This is a genomic window from Pseudomonas sp. KBS0710, assembly GCF_005938045.2.
Classification (GTDB): domain Bacteria; phylum Pseudomonadota; class Gammaproteobacteria; order Pseudomonadales; family Pseudomonadaceae; genus Aquipseudomonas.
Genome location: NZ_VCCF02000001.1, coordinates 6,375,039 through 6,396,010 on the forward strand (window position 1 = coordinate 6,375,039; position 20,972 = coordinate 6,396,010).

Sequence of the window (20,972 nt, forward strand, 5' to 3'; positions counted from 1 at the left end):
GTATCAGTTACTGCGCAGTAGGGCCGACTTCACGCATCGGCTTGCCACGCACCGGCGCATCGCCTGCCACGTAGTAATCCGCCGTGCTGCGCGGCAGTGGCTTGCGGCCACGGATCTTGTCGGCGATTTTTTCGGCGATCATGATCGTCGGCGCGTTGAGATTGCCGGTGGTGATGATCGGCATGATCGACGCATCCACTACACGCAAGCCCTGCATGCCATGCACGCGGCCTTCAGCATCCACTACGGCCATCTCGTCGGTGCCCATTTTGCACGAGCAAGACGGGTGGAACGCAGTTTCAGCGTGCTCGCGGATGAACTTGTCCAACTGCTCATCGGTTTGCACGTCAATACCCGGGCTGATTTCACGGCCACGGTATTGGTCCAGCGCCGGCTGCTGCATGATTTCGCGGGTCAGGCGGATGCCGTCGCGGAACTCCTGCCAGTCCTGCTCGGTGGCCATGTAGTTGAAGAGGATGCTCGGGTAGTCCCGTGGGTTCTTCGACTTCAATTGCACGCGGCCACGGCTTGGCGAACGCATGGAGCCCATGTGCGCCTGGAAACCGTGCTCTTTCACACCATTGCTGCCGTTGTAGTTAATCGCCACCGGCAGGAAGTGGTACTGGATGTTCGGCCAATCGAATTCTTCACGGGTACGGATAAAACCGCCCGCTTCGAACTGGTTGCTGGCGCCGATGCCGGTGCCGTTGAACAGCCACTCGGCACCAATGGCCGGCTGGTTGTACCAGAGCAGCGACGGGTACAGCGACACTGGCTGAGTGCAGGCGTATTGCAGGTACAGCTCAAGGTGGTCCTGCAGGTTTTCGCCGACGCCGGGCAGGTCGTGGACCACCGGGATATCGAGGCTTTCCAGCAGTTTGGCCGGGCCTACACCGGAGCGTTGCAGCAGTTGCGGCGAAGCGATTGCGCCGCTGCACACCAGGACTTCTTTACGCGCACGGGCTTCAACGCGCTCTTCAGCGGCGCCGATCAGGTAACGCACGCCTACGGCACGCTTGCCTTCAAACAACACTTTGTCGGTGAGGGCGTGGGTGACGATGGTCAGGGTCGAACGCTTTTTAGCCGTGTCCAGGTAACCGCGCGCGGTGCTGGCGCGACGGCCTTTAGGCGTGACGGTACGGTCCATCGGGCCGAAGCCTTCTTGCTGGTAGCCGTTCAGGTCGTCGGTACGCGGGTAACCGGCTTGTACGCCGGCTTCAACCATGGCGTGGAACAGCGGGTTGTTGCCGGCTTTAGGCGTGGTCACGCTGACCGGGCCGTCGCCACCGTGGTAGTCGTTGGGGCCGATGTCGCGGGTTTCGGCTTTACGGAAATACGGCAGGCAGTCGAGGTAGGTCCAGTTTTCCAGACCTGGCAGTTTTGCCCAGTTGTCGTAGTCCAGGGCGTTGCCACGGATGTAGCACATGCCGTTGATCAGCGAAGAACCGCCCAGGCCCTTGCCGCGACCGCATTCCATCCGACGGCCGTCCATGTGTGGCTCTGGGTCGGTTTCGTAGGCCCAGTTGTAGCGACGGCCTTGCAGCGGGAACGCCAGCGCGGCCGGCATTTGGGTACGGAAGTCGAAACGGTAGTCCGGGCCGCCGGCTTCCAGCAGCAGGACGGTGACGCCTTCGTCTTCGGTCAGACGGGTCGCCAGGGTGTTACCGGCGGAGCCGGCACCCACAATGATGTAATCGTATTCTTGGGACATTGGATGCACCCTCTTTTGAGATGGTCAGGTCGGGCCTCATCGCAGGCAAGCCAGCTCCCACATTTGATTGGGTTAACACAGCACAAAATGTGGGAGCCGGGCTTGCCCGCGATGGCGGCCTCGCGGGCAGTACAACGCTCGGATTTAGAACACCGAGGCGTAGTCGCCCAGCTCAACCTGTACCGATTTGATGCGGGTGAAGTTGTTCAGCGAGCTGATGCCGTTCTCACGGCCAACGCCGGATTGCTTGTAGCCACCGACCGGCATCTTGGCATCGGATTCGCCCCAGGCGTTGATCCAGCAGATACCCGCTTCCAGCTGATGAATCACGCGGTGGGCGCGGTTCAGGTCCTTGGTCACCAGACCTGCGGCCAGGCCGAAGTCGGTATCGTTGGCGCGGCGGATCACTTCTTCTTCGGTCTCGTAAGTGAGGATGCTCATCACTGGGCCGAAGATTTCTTCACGGACGATGGTCATCTCGTCGGTGCAGTCGGTGAACACAGTCGGTGCCACGTAGGCGCCTTTGGCGAACTCGCCGTCGGTGAGGCGGTCGCCGCCGCACAGGACGCGGGCGCCTTCTTCCTTACCTTTGGCAATGTAGCCGAGCACGCTTTCCATGTGGGCGAAGCTGACCAGCGGGCCGAAGTTGGTGTTTTCGTCCTGTGGGTTGCCAACACGAATGCGCGCAACACGCTCAACGATCTTGGCTTCGAAAGCCGCTTGCAGGTGCTTGGGCACGAACACGCGAGTGCCGTTGGTGCAGACCTGACCGGAGCTGTAGAAGTTGGCCATCATGGCGATGTCGGCGGCGCGATCCAGATCGGCGTCTTCGAACACGATCAGCGGCGATTTGCCACCCAGTTCCATGGTCACTTCTTTGAGCGAAGAGCTCGAAGCGCTGGCCATGACTTTCTTGCCGGTGTCGGTGCCGCCGGTGAACGAGACTTTCTCGATGCGCGGGTGCTCGGTCAGCCAGGTGCCGACTTCACGGCCGCTGCCGGTCAACACGTTGAACACACCGGCCGGTACGCCAGCTTCGGTGTAGATCTCGGCTAGTTTCAGGGTGGTCAGCGAAGTGACTTCGCTTGGCTTGAAGATCATTGCGTTACCCGCCGCCAGGGCCGGTGCGGATTTCCACAGGGCGATCTGGATCGGGTAGTTCCACGCGCCGATACCGGCCACCACGCCCAGCGGCTCGCGGCGGGTGTAGACGAACGAAGTGTCGCGCAACGGGATCTGCTCGCCTTCGATGGCTGGCACCAGGCCTGCGTAGTATTCCAGTACGTCGGCGCCGGTGACGATGTCGACGTATTGGGTTTCGGAGAAGGCTTTACCGGTGTCCAGGGTCTCCAGGGCGGCCAGCTCATCGTTGCGCTCGCGCAGGATGTCGACGGCACGACGCAGGATGCGCGAACGCTCCATGGCAGTCATGGCAGCCCAGATTTTCTGGCCTTTTTCGGCGCTGACCACGGCACGTTCCACGTCTTCCTTGGTGGCGCGTTGCACTTGGGCGAGAACTTCACCGTTAGCCGGGTTGATGGCTTCGAAGGTGGCATCGCTGCCAGCGTCGCTGTAGCCGCCGTCAATGTAGAGTTTTTGCAGTTCGAAACGGGCCATAAAGTCCTCGCAAGTGCATAAGTGGTTGGCGTTACCCGCCGCCAGTGGGCCATGGGTTTGTGGCAACACTGGGCGGCAGACGTTCAGGGGTTGAGCGTTTATGTGTGCTCTAACTCACCTGCTTGGCCAATTGGAAGTCCATGTATTCGTAAGCGATCCGTTGCGCCTGCTCCGTGTCGAAAGCGTCTCCCGACAGGGCGCCGCGCAACCACAAACCGTCGATCAGGGCCGCCAGGCCTCGGGCTGCTTTGCGTGCGTGCGGCAGCGGTAGCACTCGGCGGAACTGGCAGCACAGGTTGGAATACAGACGTTGATCGTTGATCCGCTGCAACCTGTGCAATGACGGGTGGTGCATGCTGGTGGCCCAGAAGGCCAGCCAGGTTTTCATTGCCGGTCCGTTGACCTGGCTGGCGTCGAAGTTGCCCTCGATGATCACCCGAAGGTGCGCCCGTGGGCTGTCGTCCTTCAGCGCAAGCCTGCGTTCGTGGACGTTCTCTATCAGCACATTCATCAAGTACCGCATCGTCGCGGCGATCAGGCCGTTCTTGTCCTGAAAGTAGTGACTGATGATGCCGTTCGAGACACCGGCCAAACGGGCGATCAGCGCAATGCTGGCATCTCCCATTCCAACCTGATCGATGGCCGTCAAAGTGGCTTCGATCAACTGCTGGCGGCGTATGGGTTGCATACCGACCTTGGGCATGTAGCACCTCTCCTTAGGCCTGCCGTTGGGCGTTAAACGTCCGTCGGCTTGATGGCCAGTCTATTTTGTTTTGATTGAACGTTCAATCAACAAAGAATAAGATCTGCGACAAATGGTCGCTGCCTACAGATTTTTCCTATCTGTGAGCAACGTCCTCTGACACCTGCAAAAACCCTTGAAACAGGCCGTATCAGGGCCTGGCCACTGCCTCGGCGTGGCTCAAGAATTTTCGGGGTGTCTTTATAACACCCGTCCGTCGACTGCCGAAAAATCGATGTCCCGGGATAACCGTTGCCTTGTGTTTCTCTCTCGCACTGCCCGGAGCATCTGCGCCATGAGTTCTGCCTCTCTTATAAAGACCCCGCCGGAAAAGGTCAGGGTCAACGGTTGGGTGTTCTACACCTCCACCGCGCTCATTCTGTTGTTGACCGCCATTTTGATCATCGCCCCGCAGGAGGCCGGGCGCATGCTCGGCATCGCCCAGGCGTGGCTGTCGAAAAGCTTCGGCTGGTATTACATGGTGGTCATCGCGGCCTACCTGGTGTTTGTGGTCGGCCTGGCGTTTTCGTCCTACGGTAAATTGAAACTGGGCAGCAAGGACGACACCCCGGACTTCAGCTACGGCGCCTGGGCCGGCATGCTGTTCTCGTCGGGCATCGGCATCTCGCTGCTGTACTTCGGGGCTTCCGAGCCTTTGGACCACTACTTCAACCCGCCCGAAGGCGCCGCCGCCAGCAATGGCGCAGCCCGCCAGGCGTTGCAGTTGACGTTCCTGCACTGGGGCCTGCACGGCTGGGCGATCTATGCGCTGGTCGGCCTGGCCGTGGCGTACTTCGCCTACCGTCATAACCAGCCGCTGGCCTTGCGTTCGGCGCTGTACCCACTGGTGGGCGAGCGTTGGGTCAAAGGCGCGGCCGGCCACGCGGTGGACGGCTTCGGCATGTTCGTGACCCTGCTGGGCCTGGTGACGAACCTGGGGATTGGTTCGATGCAGGTGTCGTCGGGGCTTGAAAACCTGTTCGGCATGCAGCACAGCAACACCAACCTGCTGATCGTGATCATCGTGATGAGCACCGTGGCGACTATCGCAGCCGTGTCGGGTGTGGAAAACGGCATTCGTCGCCTGTCCAACCTCAACATCGTGCTGTTCAGCGGCTTGCTGATCTTTGTGCTGTTGTTTGGCCCGACCCTGCACCTGCTCAATGGCCTGGTGCAGAACACCGGTGACTACCTCAACGGCATTATCCTGAAAACCTTCGACCTGTACGTGTACGAAGGCGACGCCGACAAGACCGAGCGCTGGATGGGCCTGTGGACCCTGTTCTACTGGGCCTGGTGGATTTCCTGGGCGCCATTTGTAGGCATGTTTATCGCGCGTATCTCGCGTGGTCGCACGGTGCGTGAACTGGTGGCCGGCGTGCTGCTGATTCCGCTGGGCTTCACCCTGGCGTGGTTGTCGATCTTCGGTAACTCGGCGCTGGATCTGGTGCTGAACCACGGTGCGGTGGAGTTGGGCAAGACGGCGCTGGAGCAACCGTCCATGGCCATCTACCAACTGCTTGAGCATTACCCGGCGTCGAAAATCGTCATTGGCGTATCGATCTTCGTGGGCTTTGTGCTGTTCCTGACCCCGGCGGATTCCGGCGCGGTGATGATGGCCAATCTTTCGTGCAAAGGCGGCAATGTGGATGAAGATGCGCCGCACTGGCTGCGGATCTTCTGGTCGGTGGTGATCACCCTGGTGACCATCGGCCTGCTGTTTGCCGGCAACTTCGAAGCCATGCAAACCATGGTGGTGCTGGCGGGGCTGCCGTTCTCGGTGGTGCTGATTCTGTTTATGTTCGGTTTGCACAAGGCGATGCGCCAGGATGTGGCCATCGAACAGGAGCAGGCGCAATTGGCCGAGCGTGGTCGTCGTGGTTTCAGCGAGCGTTTGACCGCGTTGGACCTGCAACCGAGCCAGGGCACTGTGCAGCGCTTTATGGACAAGCACGTCACGCCTGCGTTGGAAGAAGCGGCGAGTGCGCTGCGCGATCAAGGGCTGGAAGTGCAGACGCTGCTGGGGAAATCCAAGCGTTGCATCGGTGTGCGCATCGAGATGGAAGAGGGCAACCCGTTTGTCTATGAAGTGAGCCTGGATGCTTACTCGTCGGCACCGAGCGACCTGCCCGAGGAAGAGCGCACCCGTTACTACCGGGCCGAGGTCTACCTGCACAACGGACCTCAGGAATACGACCTGATGGGCTTTGCCCAGGAACAGATCACTCGGGACGTGCTCGATCAGTTTGAAAGCCATCGGCAGCTCCTTGGCCGTGTCTATAGCTGATAGTTGAGCCGAGCGGCGCCGTCACTGGCGCCGCTTTTTATTATGTGTAAACAGATCAAACTGTGGGAGCGGGCTTGCTCGCGAATGCGGTGTATCAGTGGCAGATGTGCTGACTGACACACCGCATTCGCGAGCAAGCCCGCTCCCACATTTGTTTTGCGGTGCCGACTAGCCCAGGTTCTTGCCCAGCAGGGCATGGTACAGCTCGCTATCCCCCAGAATCCCCACCACCTGGTTGTTGTTATGCAACACCAGCTTGTTCCCCGTGTGATACCGGATCTGCAACGCGTCGCGCATGCCGATATTGGAATCCACCAGCGTCGGTACCCGGCCCAAACCTTCCACCGGTTGCCCCGGCGCCCAGTTCTGCAGGCTCAACGGCGTGCCGTTCTGGCGTGCGCCCTTGATCACATTGCCTTCGGCCAGGTCCAGCCACGAGTCGCCGCCCGGGTCCAGGCTGATGGAACCGTTGACGTGGGTGCAGTTCTCTACGGTGCGCATCAGGCTGCGGCCGCACAGCACGTTCAGCGGGTTGGTATGGGCGACGAAGGTGCGCACATAGTCATCCGCCGGGTTCAGCACGATCTCTTCCGGCACGCTGTACTGGATGATCTTGCCGTCTTTCATGATCGCGATGCGGCTGCCCAGTTTCAGTGCCTCATCGAGGTCGTGGCTCACGAACACGATGGTCTTGCTCAGCTTGCGTTGCAGCTCCAGCAACTCATCTTGCAGGCCCTGGCGGATCAGCGGGTCGAGGGCCGAGAAGGGTTCGTCCATCAGCAGGATATCGGCGTCCATGGCCAGCGCGCGGGCCAGGCCGACGCGCTGCTGCATGCCGCCGGACAGTTCGTCGGGCTTCTTGTTACGCCATTGGGCCAGGCCCACCAGCTCGAGTTTTTCATCCACCAGCGCGCGCCGTTCTTTCTCCGGGCGGCCCTGCATCTCAAGGCCAAAGCTGATGTTCTCGCGCACCGTCAGCCACGGCATCAGCGCGAACTTCTGGAACACCATGGCAATGCGCTTGGTGCGCATCATTTTCAGCTCGGCCGGTGTGCACGAAGCAATGTCGATCTGGCGACCTTCATGCTCCACAAACAGCTGGCCACGGCTCACGGTGTTGAGGCCGTTGATGCAGCGCAGCAGGCTTGATTTGCCGGAGCCGGACAGGCCCATCAGCACGCAGATCTCGCCTTTTTCAATGTCCAGGCTGGCTTTTTCTACGCCGACGATCTGCCCGGTCTTTTTCAGGATCTCGTTACGGCTCATGCCCTGGTCCAGCAGCTTGAGCGCTTCGCGTGGGTCTTTGGAGAAGATCACGTCGACATTGTCGAATCGGATAATGCTCATGCATCACCCCCTACTTTGGCGTCGGGTTGTTTGCAGATGCGGTCGAGCATGATGGCCAGCAATACGATTGCCAGGCCGGCTTCAAAGCCCAGGGCGATGTCGGCGGTGTTGAGTGCGTTGACCACCGGCTTGCCGAGGCCGTCGGCGCCCACCAGGGCCGCGATCACCACCATCGACAACGACAGCATGATGCATTGGGTAATGCCGGCGGCAATGCTCGGCATGGCGTGGGGCAGTTCAATGCGTGAGAGCAACTGACGGCGCGAGCAGCCAAAGGCCTTGCCGGCGTCCATCAACTCTTGCGGTACATCGCGGATACCCAGGTAGGTCAGGCGGATAGGCGCGGCAATCGCGAACACCACCGTGGAGATCAAGCCAGGCACCACACCCAGCCCGAAGAGGGTCAGGGTAGGGATGAGGTAGACGAAGGTCGGTACGGTCTGCATCAGATCGAGCACCGGCCGCATCATGGTGTAGAACAGCGGTTTGTGTGCGGCAACAATGCCCAGCGGCACACCGATGACCACGCAGACTAGGGTGGCGAACAACACCTGGGCGAGGGTTTCCATGGTTTCCTGCCAGTACCCCAGGTTGAGGATCAGCAGGAAGGAGGCAATGACAAAAACCGTCAGGCCCCATTTGCGTTGAATAAAGTGAGCCAGCAGCGCAATCAGACCGATCAATGCCAGCGGATTGAACCAGGTCAGCGCGAACGTCACGCCGTGGATCATCGTTTCCAGGGTCGATGCGATTGCGTCGAAGTAGTTGGCGCCATGTTGGGTCAACCATTCGACGAAGGCAGCGATGTACTGGCCTAGTGGGATTTTATGTTCAGTCAGCATGGTAGTGAATGTCCACATGCGAAGGGGAAAACATCCCAGGCCAGCGCACCGGCCTGGGGTCAGCGGTGTTGCCGGGTTAATTACTTGGCGAGGTAAGCTTTAACGGCGTCCAGCCCTGGTTTGCCATCAACGGTGGTCACACCGGCGAGCCAGGTGTCGAGCACTTGCGGGTTGGCTTTGAGCCAGGCTTTGGCGGCTGCATCGGGTTTTTGTTTGTCGTCCAGGACTTTACCCATCAGGGTGCTTTCCATGTTCAGGGTGAACGACAGGTTTTTCAGCAACTGACCGACGTTGCTGCATTCCTGGGTGTAGCCCTTGCGAACGTTGGTGTAGATGGTGGCCTGGCCGTAGTTGGGGCCGAACGAATCGTCACCGCCGGTCAGGTACTTCATCTTGAAGCGGGTGTTCATCGGGTGCGGTTCCCAGCCCAGGAACACGATGGCCTGGTCGCGCTTGGTGGCGCGTTCCACTTGCGAGAGCATCCCGGCTTCGCTGGACTCCACCACTTTGAAACCTGCGGTTTTCAGGCCGAAGGCGTCTTTGTCGATCAGGGTTTGAATGGTGCGGTTGCCGTCGTTACCCGGCTCGATGCCGTAGATCTTGCCGCCCAGCTCATCCTTGAATTTGACGATATCGGCGAAGTCTTTCAGGCCCTTGTTATACAGCGCCTCGGGTACGGCCAGGGTGTACTTGGCGTTTTCCAGGTTGGCGCGCACGGTTTCCACGGTGCCGGCATCACGGTACTGCTTGATGTCGTTTTCCATGGTCGGCATCCAGTTGCCGAGGAAGATGTCCATGTTCTTGCCGTCGGCCAGCGACTTGTAGGTCACCGGTACCGAGATCATCGTGGTGCGTGGCTTGTAGCCCAAGCCCTTGAGCACTTCACTGGTGGTTGCGGTGGTGACGGTGATGTCGGTCCAGCCGACATCGGAGAAATTGACGGTCTGACATTGTGCCGGTTCTGCAGCGTGCGCCAGGGCTGGCAGACTCAACATGGCGGCCAACAACAACGAGGGTGAACCTTTCATCTGGGTAGACTCCTGTGTCTTTTTTCTGGCGGCATTTGCCGCGCTTTATAAGTGTTGCGGTTGGGGCGTGCTTCAAGCTGACGGCACGGTGCCTTGCAAACGAGTCGAGACTGATCATGTACCAGTGAAAATCTGACGCCTACAGGGGGCGTCGTATCCAGTACAGGGATGGTCGTATCCAGTGTCGGTGACGTCGCTTACAGATTTTTTCAACGGCAAAACTGCTGTTTCAAGCGATCTGCACCGCTAAAAACGGCCAAAACGCCCGTTCGTGCAAGGGCGGCGCTGCTGAGCATGGTTACGTCGGTGTGAGACGCCGTGAGGGGCAACAAAAGCTTGATGATGCCGCTATTCGGGCGAGTTCAGCGTAGCAGGTCGCCCGTGCCCATCGAGGAGTTTCACGGCAATGGCTATCAGTGTTTTCGACCTGTTCAAGATCGGCATCGGGCCTTCGAGTTCTCACACCGTCGGCCCCATGCGCGCCGCGGCGTTGTTCGTTCAGCACTTGCGTGAACGTGGAATGTTGGAACAAGTGCGTCGCGTCGAAGTTCAGCTCTATGGCTCGTTGTCGGCCACCGGCATCGGCCACGGCAGCGACACCGCTACCATCATGGGCTTGATGGGCGAATGGCCGGACGCAATTGACCCGTCGCAAATCGGCCTGCGTATCCACACCCTGCGCGAGACCGACACGCTGTTGCTCGACGGGCGTTTGCCGGTGCCGTTTATCTGGGCGCGCGACATGCGCCTGCTCGACGAAAACCTGCCATTCCACCCCAACGCCATGACCCTGGTGGTGTTCGGCGATGAGGGCGAACTGCACCGCGACACCTACTATTCGGTCGGCGGCGGTTTTGTGGTGGATGAGGCCCAGGCGCAAAGCGGCGTGGCGGACATGGACCGCACCGAGCTGCCGTATGATTTTTCCAGCGCGGTGGAGCTGTTGCAGCTGTGCAAGACCCACAACCTGCGTGTTGCCGAATTGATGTTGGCCAACGAAAAAACCTGGCGCAGCGAAGAAGAAATCCGCAGCGGCCTGATGAAACTCTGGCGCGCCATGCAGGACTGCGTGGAGCAGGGCCTCAAGCACGAAGGCATCCTGCCCGGCGGCCTGAATGTGCGTCGTCGCGCGGCCAAACTGCACCGCAGTTTGCAGGAACTGGGCAAACCGAATGTGATCGGCTCAACCTTGAGCGCCATGGAATGGGTCAACCTGTTCGCCTTGGCGGTCAATGAAGAAAACGCCGCCGGTGGGCGCATGGTCACCGCGCCCACCAATGGCGCAGCGGGGATTATTCCGGCAGTGCTGCACTACTTTATGAAGTTCAGCGAAGAGGTCACCGAGGCCAACGTGGTCGACTATTTGCTCGGGGCTGCGGCGGTCGGGATTCTGTGCAAGAAGAACGCCTCGATTTCCGGCGCCGAAGTCGGCTGCCAGGGCGAGGTCGGTTCAGCCTGCGCCATGGCTGCTGCGGGACTGGCCGAGATCCTCGGCGCCACGCCGGAGCAACTGTGCAACGCCGCCGAAATCGGCCTGGAACATAACCTCGGCCTGACCTGCGACCCGGTCGGCGGGCTGGTGCAAGTGCCGTGCATCGAGCGTAATGCGATCGCGGCGGTGAAGGCGATCAATGCGGCGCAGATGGCGCTGCGCGGTGATGGCCAGCACTTTATTTCCCTGGACCGGGTAATCCGCACCATGCGCGATACCGGCGCGGATATGCATGACAAGTACAAAGAGACTTCGCGGGGTGGCTTGGCGGTGAGTGCCGTGGAGTGCTGATTCAGTAATGCCGCCATCGCAGGCAAGCCAGCTCCCACATTTGGAATGCATTCTCCTGTGGGAGCTGGCTTGCCTGCGATAGCGGTTGTGCAGCCACCACTGCGCATAAAGTGAACACCCGGATCCAAAAGCGCCACCTTTTAGCGCGTCGCAAATAGATAAGTAGCTTGCGAACGATCCCGCGCCTTCCCACCCGTCACCTGTGCGTGCGGTGACAGACCTTTCCCACACCCGCAAAGCGCCTTCCCACAAGTGCTACCGATCTGCTCACACCCCTTGAGCAGGGCCGGTCTGACGTCCATTTCCGGGCATATCCCGCACTCCCCGCGCGGGCTTATATAGACGCGTCATCAGGTCGTTTTTAGGAGTTATTGGACGGCCATTCAATTTTAGGCATGGCATTTGCTCTATCCATTTAAAGCCTCGCTTCTTGCTGGAGACGAGCGCAATAACAAGAGCCTCGCCTGAGGCCATCACCCGCTTTGTGTGAGGAGATACCGCGATGACGTCGTTCAACTCCGGGGCCCAACCCCAGAACCGTGCGCCTCAATCCATCGGCTTTTTGCTGCTGGACAATTTCACGCTGATTTCCCTGGCTTCGGCAGTGGAACCGCTGCGCATGGCCAACCAGCTGTCCGGCCGCGAGTTGTATCGCTGGACAACCCTGAGTGTCGACGGAAACCAGGTGTGGGCCAGCGACGGTCTGCAAATCACCCCCGATGCCTCCATGCACAAAGCCCCGGCCCTGGACACCATCATTGTTTGCGGCGGCGTGGGTATCCAGCGCACCGTAACCCGTGAACATGTGTCGTGGCTGCAAGCCCAGGCGCGTCAGTCGCGCCGTCTTGGCGCGGTCTGCACCGGCAGTTGGGCCCTGGCTTGCGCCGGTTTGCTCGATGGCTTTGATTGCAGCGTACATTGGGAATGCCTGGCCTCGATGCAGGAAGCCTTCCCGCGTGTGGCCATGAGCACGCGCCTGTTCACCCTCGACCGTAACCGCTTCACCAGCTCGGGCGGCACTGCGCCGCTGGACATGATGCTGCACCTGATCAGCCGCGACCACGGCCGTGAATTGTCGGCCGCCATCTCCGAGATGTTTGTGTACGAACGCATCCGCAATGAACAGGATCACCAGCGTGTGCCGCTCAAGCACATGCTCGGCACCAACCAGCCGAAGCTGCAGGAAATCGTTGCGCTGATGGAAGCCAACCTCGAGGAGCCGATCGACCTGGATGAGCTGGCGGTCTACGTCGCCGTGTCGCGCCGCCAGCTGGAGCGGCTGTTCCAGAAATACCTGCATTGCTCGCCGTCGCGTTACTACCTCAAGCTGCGCCTGATCCGTGCGCGGCAGTTGCTCAAGCAAACGCCGATGTCGATCATCGAAGTGGCGTCGGTGTGCGGGTTTGTGTCCACGCCGCACTTCTCCAAGTGCTACCGCGAATACTTCGGCATTCCGCCACGGGATGAGCGCGTAGGTTCCAACACCACCCAGCAGGTGGCGATGATGCCGATTCCGCAGGCGCTGGTGCTGTCACCGTTGTCGGGGCCGATGTCGGCGTTGAGCCAGGCTCGGAACGAGTCGACTTTCGCGAGTGTAAGGCTTTAGACCGAGTCGCCTTCATTCGCGAGCAAGCCCGCTCCCACATTTGACCGAGTTCCATCTTTGAAATGCAGTCAAATGTGGGAGCGGGCTTGCTCGCGAATGCGATCTATCAGGCACCAGAGCTCTGCTTGAACTGCACCAAAGCCGGCAACAACTGCTTGTCGATCGCCTGGCGCACCGCCGGCAAGATCGTCGCGCTGCCGGTGTACATCTGCTCCACCATGCCCTTGAGCGCCTTGGCCCGCGCAGCGCTCAAACCGCGCACCGCACACTCGCAAGCCTGTTCGGCGCTGGCGCCGCTGGATACCTCAAAACCCAGCGAGCGCAGTTGGCTCAGCAGGTCATCCTGGTCAATCAAGTCCGCGTGCATCATGACGTTTATCCTGGTGTAGGGAGCGGGATTGATTGGGATTCTGGTAGGCCCTCGGCCGGTCGGCAAGGGCAGAATCGGCGAATGGCTCAGATGGCTATGAACAGGTCGTTTTCGGGTCATTTACCGATTGCAGTAATAGGCACACTGAAGGCCAGGCACGCACCTTGAAGGTTTGGTCACCCTCGGGATGTCACGCTCACACCAAACACTCTGCTCCGATCCAGTCACGGCTGGCCCGGGGCTTTTTTTTGGCTGGGATTTGTGGTGGCTGTGCTGGCCTCTTCGCGAGCAAGCCCGCTCCCACACTTGACCGAGTTTTACCTTTGAAATGGGGTCAAATGTGGGAGCGGGCTTGCTCGCGAATGCAGGCGCCTCGGTCTACCTTTGCAACACCAGTATCCTGGACAACAACTCATCCCGATCAATGTAACAACCCTGAAAATGCCGCGCTCCCGAAGCCGGATCAAATGCATTGCGCGCATGCAACGTGCGGCGGTTATCGAAGCACCACAGTTCACCCGGATTCAGACGCTTGACCAGCCGAAAACGATCCTCACGCGTCATCGCAATAAAGCGCCGATACGCCCGATACAACAACGGCATCTGCTCCACGCTGGCCTCAAATGGCCCACGCAAAAAGTTGGCCATGCGAATCTCTGCCACATCGCCCAAGGCATCCAGCGCAATGATCGGTGCCAGGCGGCGATAGTCGCTATGACGGTCTTTATTGCGAAACTCCACGGGGATTTCACACAGCGCGCGAAACGCCTCGGGGTCTTCGCAGCGCAGCGCCTGAGCGATGGCAAACCCATCGACAAAAATACTCTCGCCACCGTCGGCATCATTCACCAGGCAATGCAGAAACTGCAGCCCCGGTTGCAGCTCCCGTGTCGGCAAATCACTGTGCAGCGGCAGGTTGAAAGCGGTGTAGGCATTGCTGTCGGCATCGGCCTTGGATTGCACGTTGAACAGCACGCCGAAGTTGCTCTCGCGAATAAATGAAATGCGCTTGGCGATCAACGCCAGAGAGCCCGGCTCGGTGGGCACGCCACGGATCTGCGTAAGGCCGCAGTCACGCACGGCCAACAGCCATTGCAGCAGGGTGTTGGAGTCTTCCATCACCGCAGAGTATTCAAACAGGGGCAGTTCGAAGGTGCTGTCCCACAGTTGCGGCTTGGGTTTGGCCGCACGGCGTTCGGCGCGCGATTGATCGTCATAGGCGTGGGCGCGCAACCAGCCAGGGTCGTACTGGCTGCGATGGCCGCCGTGCCACTCCACGCTCAGAAAGCCCTGATCGATACGCGCACTGACGGCGCGCAGATGCTCGTCCACATCGACAATCTCCAGCACCTGCTCGCGGGTCACGCTGTACACGCATTCGCTGCACGGGCAGTTATCGCGCAGCCACTGATGATGGAACGGGCTGACCCGCCCATCGGCCCACCGCACGCGAATCTGTTCGTCCAGCACCTGCGCCTCGGCGAGGTCGCAGATCTTCGGGTAAATACGGAAATCGGCAACAGCGGCGGCGGTTTGCATGTGCGCTCCTTGTTATTTTTTAGACGGTAATCCAATCACTCGACCAAGCAGTACCGGGCGGGGCAGGTCGGCCTGTTCGGCACTGATGGCGATGAGTTTGTCCAGCGTGGCCTCGGTAAACGGCGCCGAATGCGGCCCGGCCAGATCGACGTGCAGCAGCATTTGCTCGTTGCCGGCTAGTTCCTTCGCATCGCCCACCAGATGCAGGCTGTGATAGAGGTGCAGACGCTTGGCATCATGGGCGATCAGTTGCGTATGCACCTCCACCTCGGCGCCGAGTTTCACTTCGTGCAGGTAGTTGAGGTGCAGTTCCAGGGTGAACAGTGAGTGGCCGCTGGCTTCGCGGTTTTCGCTGTCCAGCCCGAGGGTGTCCATCAGCGCGTCGGTGGCGTAGCTGAAGATCAGCAGGTAGAACGCATCACGCAGGTGGCCGTTGTAATCGACCCAGTCGGGCTGGATGTGAGTGGTGTAAGTCGTGAGCGCAGGCATGGTGTGGATTCCGAAAATATACTCGGTCAATTGTGGGAGCTGGCTTGCCTGCGATGGCGATGCAAGATTCACCATTGCTATCGCAGGCAAGCCAGCTCCCACAGAGATCAACATTGGTTATTCAGCGAAAGTCATACCGTGTTTTTCCTTGGTAGTCTTCACCGCCTCAAGCACCGCCAGCAGGCAATCATCACGATAGCGCTCCAGCGCCGAAATGCTGTGTTTACCCAACTGATCACTGGTGCCATCGACCACATCATCAATCAACTTGTCGGTCAGCTCCGGCGCCGGCAAATAGGTCCACGGCAGCTGCAGCGCCGGGCCAAACTGAGCCATGAAGTGGCGCATGCCGGCATCGCCGCCCGCGAGGGTGTAAGTCAGGAATGTGCCCATGAACGACCAGCGCAAACCGGCGCCAAAACGAATCGCATCGTCGATTTCACCGGTGGTCGCCACGCCATCATTGACCAGGTGCAACGCCTCACGCCACAGCGCTTCGAGCAAACGGTCGGCGATAAAGCCTGGCACTTCCTTACGCACATGCAGCGGGCGCATGCCGAGGGATTCATACACTTTGATCGCTGCCTGAATCGCCTCCGGCGCGGTGTTTTTGCCGCCCACCACTTCCACCAGCGGCAGCAGGTAAACCGGGTTGAACGGGTGGCCGACCACGCAGCGCTCCGGGTGGGTCGAACCTTCGTAGAACTCACTCGGAAGCAAGCCCGAGGTGCTGGAGCCGATCAGTGCATTCGGCTTGGCGGCTGCGCTGATCTTGCTGTGCAATTCCAGCTTCAACTCCAGGCGTTCCGGGGCGCTTTCCTGAATGAAGTCGGCGTCTTTCACGCATTCTTCAATGGTGGCGACAAAGCGCAGGCGGTCCTGGGAGGCACCCGGCGCCAGGCCTTGTTTCTCCAAGGCGCCCCAAGCGTTGGCGACACGTTTGCGCAGCGCTGCTTCAGCGCCGGGCGCCGGGTCCCAGGCGACTACATCCAGGCCGTGGGCGAGGGCGCGGGACACCCAGCCGCTGCCGATAACACCGCTGCCGAGGGCGGCGAAGGTTTTGATTTCGGTGATAAAGCTCATGTCGACAATCCCTGAATAATGTGAAGAACCCTGTGGGAGCGGGCTTGCTCACGAATGCGGTGTGTCAGTTGATGCATTCGGTGGCTGATTCACCGCATTCGCGAGCAAGCCCGCTCCCACATTTTTGATCCGGTTTCGGCAGGGGGTTAGCCGCGCTTGGTCAGGCCCATCTTGATTCGGCCTTCCGCCGGGGTCATGACCCGGGCGCCCAGGCGGCTGAGGATTTCACTGGCGCGTTCCACAAGCTGGCCATTGGTGGCGAGCACGCCTTTGTCCAGCCACAGGTTGTCTTCCAGGCCGACCCGCACGTTGCCGCCCAGCAGCACTGCTTGCGCCGCCATCGGCATTTGCATTCGGCCGATACCGAAACCGGCCCATACGGCGTCGGCAGGCAGGTTGTCGACCATGGCTTTCATGGTGGTGGTGTCGGCCGGTGCGCCCCATGGGATGCCCAGGCACAGCTGGAACAGCGGGTTATCGAGCAAGCCTTCCTTGATCATCTGCTTGGCAAACCACAGGTGGCCGGTGTCGAAAATTTCCAGCTCGGCCTTTACGCCCAGCTCTTGAATGCGCTTGGCGCCCGCCCGCAGCTGCGCCGGAGTAGAGACGTAAATGGTGTCGCCATCGCCAAAGTTGAGCGTGCCGCAGTCCAGGGTGCAGATCTCCGGCAGCAGCTCCTCGACGTGGGCCAGGCGCGTCAGCGGGCCGACCAGGTCGGTGTTGGGGCCGAACTCCATCGGGTTCTCGCCGCCGCCGATTTCCAGGTCGCCGCCCATGCCGGCGGTGAGGTTGACGATGATGTCGATGTCGGCCTCGCGTATGCGCTCCATCACTTCGCGGTACAGCGCCACGTCGCGGCTGAACTTGCCGGTTTGCGGGTCACGCACATGGCAGTGCACTACTGTGGCACCGGCCTTGGCGGCTTCCACCGCAGCTGCGGCGATTTGTTTGGGAGTGACCGGCACGTGCGGGCTGCGGCTGGTCGTGTCGCCAGCACCGGTGAGTGCGCAGGTGATGATGACGTCGTGGTTCATGAGGCGGTTCCTTACAGGCGGGCGTAGTGATGCCGTTCGCAGCCAACAGCGGCTGCGATACGGTGATGCGAATCAGGTTATTTGCTGGTCAGTTGCAAGTTGGCCGCAGCCGGCTTGCCGTCGAAGGTGGTCACGCCTTCGAGCCAGCGCTGCTGGTCTTGCGGGTGGTCCTTGAGCCACTGCCTGGCAGACTCGAGGGCGTCTTTGTGATCCAGCAACGGCTGCATCATTCGGCTCTCGTCGGCGGCGGTGAAGGTCAGGTTGGTCAGCAGTTTGTGCACGTTGGGGCACTGCTCGGCGTAGGTCGGCGAAGTGACGCTCCACACCGTGGCCATGCCTTCGTTCGGGCCCAGGGCGTCGTCGCTGCCGGTGAGGTAAGTCATGGCGACATTGACGTTCATTGGGTGCGGCGCCCAGCCGAAGAACACCACGGCCTCTTTGCGGCGCACGGCGCGGTCGACGGCGGCGAGCATCCCGGCTTCACTGGACTCCACCAACTGGAACTTGCCGAGGCCGAACTGGTTCTTGGCGATCATCGCCTTGATCTGGGTGTTGGCGCCCGAGCCTGGCTCGATGCCGTAGATCTTGCCGCCCAGTTCTTTTTCAAACTTGGCAATGTCAGCGAAGGTTTTCAGGCCTTTATCCGCCAGGTAAGTTGGCACGGCGAGGGTGGCGCGCGCATCTTCCAGGCTCGGTTTGTCGAGGACTTTGACTTGCTTGGCGTCGACAAACGGCGTGATGGTCTGGGTCATCAGCGGGTTCCAGTAGCCCAGGAACATATCCAGGCGCTGGTCACGAATACCGGCGAAGATGATTTGCTGGGAGGCGCTGGTTTGTTTGGTCTTGTAGCCGAGGCCGTCGAGCAACACTTGGGTCATGGCGCTGGTGGCGATTACGTCGGTCCAGTTCACCACGCCCATGCGCACGTTTTGGCAAGAAGCGGCATCCGCTGCCAGTACATTGGTGCTCAAGATGGCGCTGGCGCTGAGTGCAAGCACGCAGCGGCTGATCAGTCGGTTCATGGTGGATCCCTCGGCAGGTCGTTATTGTGGGGTCCGGCGTCTTTGTGCGCCGTGCAGCCAAGTTACGTACCTTCTGGGGCGACAAAACGCACGGCGGCGACCAGCTCTTGCACTGCAGCGACCTGTGCTCTTGAATGGCCGGTTGAACTGGCGTATCACAGTGAGCACGCTGCCCGTCCCACGAGAGCGCCACCATGTCCCAGGATTTCTACTTCTTGCTGATGCCGGGCTTCTCGGCCATCGGCTTTATCTCCGCGCTGGAACCGCTGCGCGTGGCCAACCGCTTTCGCGGCGAGCTGTACCGCTGGCACGTGTTGAGTGCCGATGGCGGCGCGGTGCTGGCGAGCAATGGCATGTCGGTGAACGCCGACGCCGCGCTGGAGCCGCTGAAAAAAGGCGCGACGCTGATGGTGGTCGCAGGCTTCGAACCCTTGAAGTTCACCACGCCCGCGCTGGAACACTGGCTGCGCCGCCTCGACCACGACGGCGTGACCCTCGGCGCCATCGACACCGGCGCCTGTGTGCTGGCTGAGGCCGGCTTGCTCGACGGCCATCGCCTTACCCTGCACTGGGAGGCCATTGACGCCTTCAAGGAATCTTATCCACAGCTCACCGTGACCCAGGAGCTGTTCGAAATCGACCGCCGGCGCATCACCTGCGCCGGCGGCACCGCCTCCATCGACCTGATGCTCGACCTGATCGCCCAGGCCCACGGCCCGGACCTGGCGATCCAGGTCTCCGAGCAATTCGTACTCGGGCGCATCCGCCCGCGCAAAGACCACCAGCGCATGCAGATCGCCACGCGTTACGGCATCAACAACAAGAAGCTGGTGCAGGTGATCGGCGAGATGGAACAACACAGTGAGCCGCCGCTGAGCACGTTGGCGTTGGCCGAGGCCATCAAGGTCACGCGGCGCCAGCTGGAGCGCCTGTTCCGTCTGCACCTGAACGACACCCCGAGCAACTTCTACCTCGGCCTGCGCCTGGAAAAAGCCCGGCAGCTATTGCGCCAGAGCGACATGAGCGTGCTGGAAGTGAGCATTGCGTGCGGGTTTGAGTCGCCGTCGTACTTCACCCGCAGCTACAGGGCACGGTTTGCCAAGTGCCCGAGAGAAGATCGGCGACGGGAGGTGGTTTGACCGGCAATTATAGTCAATTATACTCACGACTATAATTTATAGTGCTTCCAATAATTGAGTATAAAACCATGTCCAAGCACAGCGGCTTTGTGTTTCGCCGCCCGACGCTGGCTCGCAGCATTGCTGATGGCTTGGTGGGCGCCGGGATTCAGGATTTCACTTCAGGCCTGTTCCTCGCAGCGCCTCGACGCACCGGCAAAAGCACCTTTTTGCGCGAAGACTTGATTCCGGAGTGCCAGCTGCGGGGCTGGCTGACGGTGTATGTCGATCTCTGGGCCGACAAAGAAAAAGACCCTGCGGAGTTGATTGCCAGCGCGATTGCTGCGGCGCTGGTGCCCTATGAAAAGGGTATCCGCAAGCTGGCCAAGAACATCGGAATCGAGAAACTGAGCTTCCTGCGTACGCTCTCCTGGGACTTCAGCAAGCCTCAATTGCCAGTGGGTGCAACGTTGACCCAGGCCTTGGAATTGCTCCACAGCGCTGCCGAAAAGCCCGTCGTACTGGTGATTGATGAAGCGCAGCACGCATTAACCACCGAGTCGGGCATCAACGCGATGTTCGCGTTGAAAGCTGCCCGAGACCAGCTCAACCAGGGCCGTGACGAGGAGGGCAGCGGCTTGCGCCTGGTGTTCACCGGCTCCAATCGCGACAAGCTCGCGCATTTGGTCCTCGGTAAAAGCCAGCCATTCTTCGGCTCCAGCATCACGCCGTTTCCCTTGCTCGGCAAAGAGTTTACCCAGGCCTACACCGTGCACCTCAACGCGCATTTGGCCAGCACTAATCAGTTCAACGCTGCGGACATCGACGAAGCCTTCGAACTGGTGGGCCGTCGCCCAGAGATGCTGCGTACCATCATCGGCGAAGTGGCGCTTGAGTTGGGCGAGGCGAGCAACCTGGGCCAGTTGCTGCACAGCCGCGCCGAACTGCTGCGTGCCGGCGTGTGGACCGAATTTGAGAGCGCGTGGAACAACCTCACCATTCCCCAGCGTGCTGTGTTGGCGGTGATGGTGGAGCGTTCGCAGAACAACGAGCCCTTTGCGCCGTTTACCGATAGCACACTCACGGCGGTCAGCAAGGCACTGGAAGACATGGGCAGCGACGTGGTGCCGGGCACCCAGACCGTTCAGGCCTGTATTGATGCCTTGCGTGACAAAGAGTTGGTGTGGAAGTCGAGTCGCGGCGGGTATGCCCTGGAAGACAAATCCTTTGGTGATTGGCTGCTGCACAGAAGCCGTACAGCGAATTCAAAGACACCATAAATCAATTGTGGGAGCTGGCTTGCCTGCGATAGCGGTAGATCAGGCAGTACAGCGTTATCTGACAAACCGCCATC

17 protein-coding genes are annotated in these 20,972 nt (G+C 60.3%); 5 read left to right on the top strand and 12 right to left on the bottom strand.

Annotation, left to right across the window (positions count from 1 at the left end; genetic code table 11):
• Positions 1 to 7: 7 nt before the first annotated feature.
• From betA to betI, 3 genes are all read right to left on the bottom strand, one after another.
• Entirely contained in the window at positions 8 to 1,711 is a 1,704-nt protein-coding gene (betA, locus tag FFI16_RS29125; protein ID WP_138813529.1) for a choline dehydrogenase, read from the bottom strand.
• A 144-nt stretch (positions 1,712 to 1,855) separates the two neighbouring features.
• A complete protein-coding gene (gene betB / locus FFI16_RS29130) occupies positions 1,856 to 3,328 on the bottom strand; it encodes a betaine-aldehyde dehydrogenase (RefSeq protein WP_017139377.1) in 1,473 nt (490 codons plus the stop codon).
• 109 nt (positions 3,329 to 3,437) lie between these two features.
• A complete protein-coding gene (gene betI / locus FFI16_RS29135; RefSeq protein WP_010207128.1) occupies positions 3,438 to 4,031 on the bottom strand; it encodes a transcriptional regulator BetI in 594 nt (197 codons plus the stop codon).
• A gap of 391 nt (positions 4,032 to 4,422) precedes the next feature.
• Here betI and FFI16_RS29140 point away from each other — a divergent pair, with 391 nt between their 5' ends.
• Complete coding sequence (locus FFI16_RS29140; protein ID WP_256666310.1) at positions 4,423 to 6,357, top strand: BCCT family transporter; 1,935 nt, start codon at positions 4,423 to 4,425, stop codon at positions 6,355 to 6,357.
• 168 nt (positions 6,358 to 6,525) lie between these two features.
• On the opposite strand, the gene choV is transcribed toward FFI16_RS29140, so the two are convergent.
• The 3 genes from choV to FFI16_RS29155 form a co-directional block, all read right to left on the bottom strand.
• Positions 6,526 to 7,704 (bottom strand): choline ABC transporter ATP-binding protein, encoded by a 1,179-nt coding sequence (gene choV, locus FFI16_RS29145; protein ID WP_138813531.1) that lies wholly within the window; start codon positions 7,702 to 7,704, stop codon positions 6,526 to 6,528.
• Positions 7,701 to 8,546 (bottom strand): choline ABC transporter permease subunit, encoded by an 846-nt coding sequence (gene choW / locus FFI16_RS29150; protein ID WP_078739495.1) that lies wholly within the window; start codon positions 8,544 to 8,546, stop codon positions 7,701 to 7,703. The genes choV and choW overlap by 4 nt, the downstream gene beginning before the upstream one ends.
• An 80-nt stretch (positions 8,547 to 8,626) precedes the next feature.
• A complete protein-coding gene (locus FFI16_RS29155) occupies positions 8,627 to 9,574 on the bottom strand; it encodes a choline ABC transporter substrate-binding protein (protein ID WP_138813532.1) in 948 nt (315 codons plus the stop codon).
• 406 nt (positions 9,575 to 9,980) lie between these two features.
• Between FFI16_RS29155 and FFI16_RS29160 the strand changes: the two genes are divergently transcribed.
• Together FFI16_RS29160 and FFI16_RS29165 are read left to right on the top strand one after the other, a co-directional pair.
• Positions 9,981 to 11,357, top strand: a complete 1,377-nt coding sequence (locus tag FFI16_RS29160) for an L-serine ammonia-lyase (RefSeq protein ID WP_138813533.1) — start codon at positions 9,981 to 9,983, stop codon at positions 11,355 to 11,357.
• 502 nt (positions 11,358 to 11,859) lie between these two features.
• Complete coding sequence (locus tag FFI16_RS29165; RefSeq protein WP_138813534.1) at positions 11,860 to 12,963, top strand: GlxA family transcriptional regulator; 1,104 nt, start codon at positions 11,860 to 11,862, stop codon at positions 12,961 to 12,963.
• 106 nt (positions 12,964 to 13,069) lie between these two features.
• Here the strand turns inward: FFI16_RS29165 and FFI16_RS29170 are convergent, their stop codons facing one another.
• The 6 genes from FFI16_RS29170 to FFI16_RS29195 all read right to left on the bottom strand — a co-directional run bounded on the left by FFI16_RS29170 (position 13,070) and on the right by FFI16_RS29195 (position 18,500).
• Positions 13,070 to 13,333: a hypothetical protein gene (locus FFI16_RS29170; protein WP_017139371.1), complete on the bottom strand. Its 264-nt coding sequence runs from the start codon at positions 13,331 to 13,333 to the stop codon at positions 13,070 to 13,072.
• 378 nt (positions 13,334 to 13,711) lie between these two features.
• Positions 13,712 to 14,872 (bottom strand): gamma-butyrobetaine dioxygenase, encoded by a 1,161-nt coding sequence (locus FFI16_RS29175; RefSeq protein WP_138813535.1) that lies wholly within the window; start codon positions 14,870 to 14,872, stop codon positions 13,712 to 13,714.
• A gap of 12 nt (positions 14,873 to 14,884) precedes the next feature.
• Entirely contained in the window at positions 14,885 to 15,361 is a 477-nt protein-coding gene (locus FFI16_RS29180) for a thioesterase family protein (protein WP_138813536.1), read from the bottom strand.
• A 117-nt stretch (positions 15,362 to 15,478) separates the two neighbouring features.
• On the bottom strand, positions 15,479 to 16,444 hold the full coding sequence (locus FFI16_RS29185; protein WP_017476440.1) for an L-carnitine dehydrogenase: 966 nt from the start codon (positions 16,442 to 16,444) through the stop codon (positions 15,479 to 15,481).
• A 146-nt stretch (positions 16,445 to 16,590) separates the two neighbouring features.
• A complete protein-coding gene (locus tag FFI16_RS29190) occupies positions 16,591 to 17,478 on the bottom strand; it encodes a 3-keto-5-aminohexanoate cleavage protein (RefSeq protein ID WP_017139368.1) in 888 nt (295 codons plus the stop codon).
• A gap of 77 nt (positions 17,479 to 17,555) precedes the next feature.
• Positions 17,556 to 18,500 carry a choline ABC transporter substrate-binding protein gene (locus tag FFI16_RS29195; protein ID WP_056857774.1) on the bottom strand — a complete coding sequence of 315 codons (945 nt, stop codon included), beginning with the start codon at positions 18,498 to 18,500 and terminating at the stop codon, positions 17,556 to 17,558.
• 194 nt (positions 18,501 to 18,694) lie between these two features.
• Here FFI16_RS29195 and FFI16_RS29200 point away from each other — a divergent pair, with 194 nt between their 5' ends.
• Positions 18,695 to 19,639: a GlxA family transcriptional regulator gene (locus FFI16_RS29200; RefSeq protein WP_065929451.1), complete on the top strand. Its 945-nt coding sequence runs from the start codon at positions 18,695 to 18,697 to the stop codon at positions 19,637 to 19,639.
• Between the two features lie 68 nt (positions 19,640 to 19,707).
• Positions 19,708 to 20,898 carry an AAA family ATPase gene (locus tag FFI16_RS29205; RefSeq protein ID WP_138813537.1) on the top strand — a complete coding sequence of 397 codons (1,191 nt, stop codon included), beginning with the start codon at positions 19,708 to 19,710 and terminating at the stop codon, positions 20,896 to 20,898.
• The last annotated feature ends 74 nt before the right edge of the window (positions 20,899 to 20,972 follow it).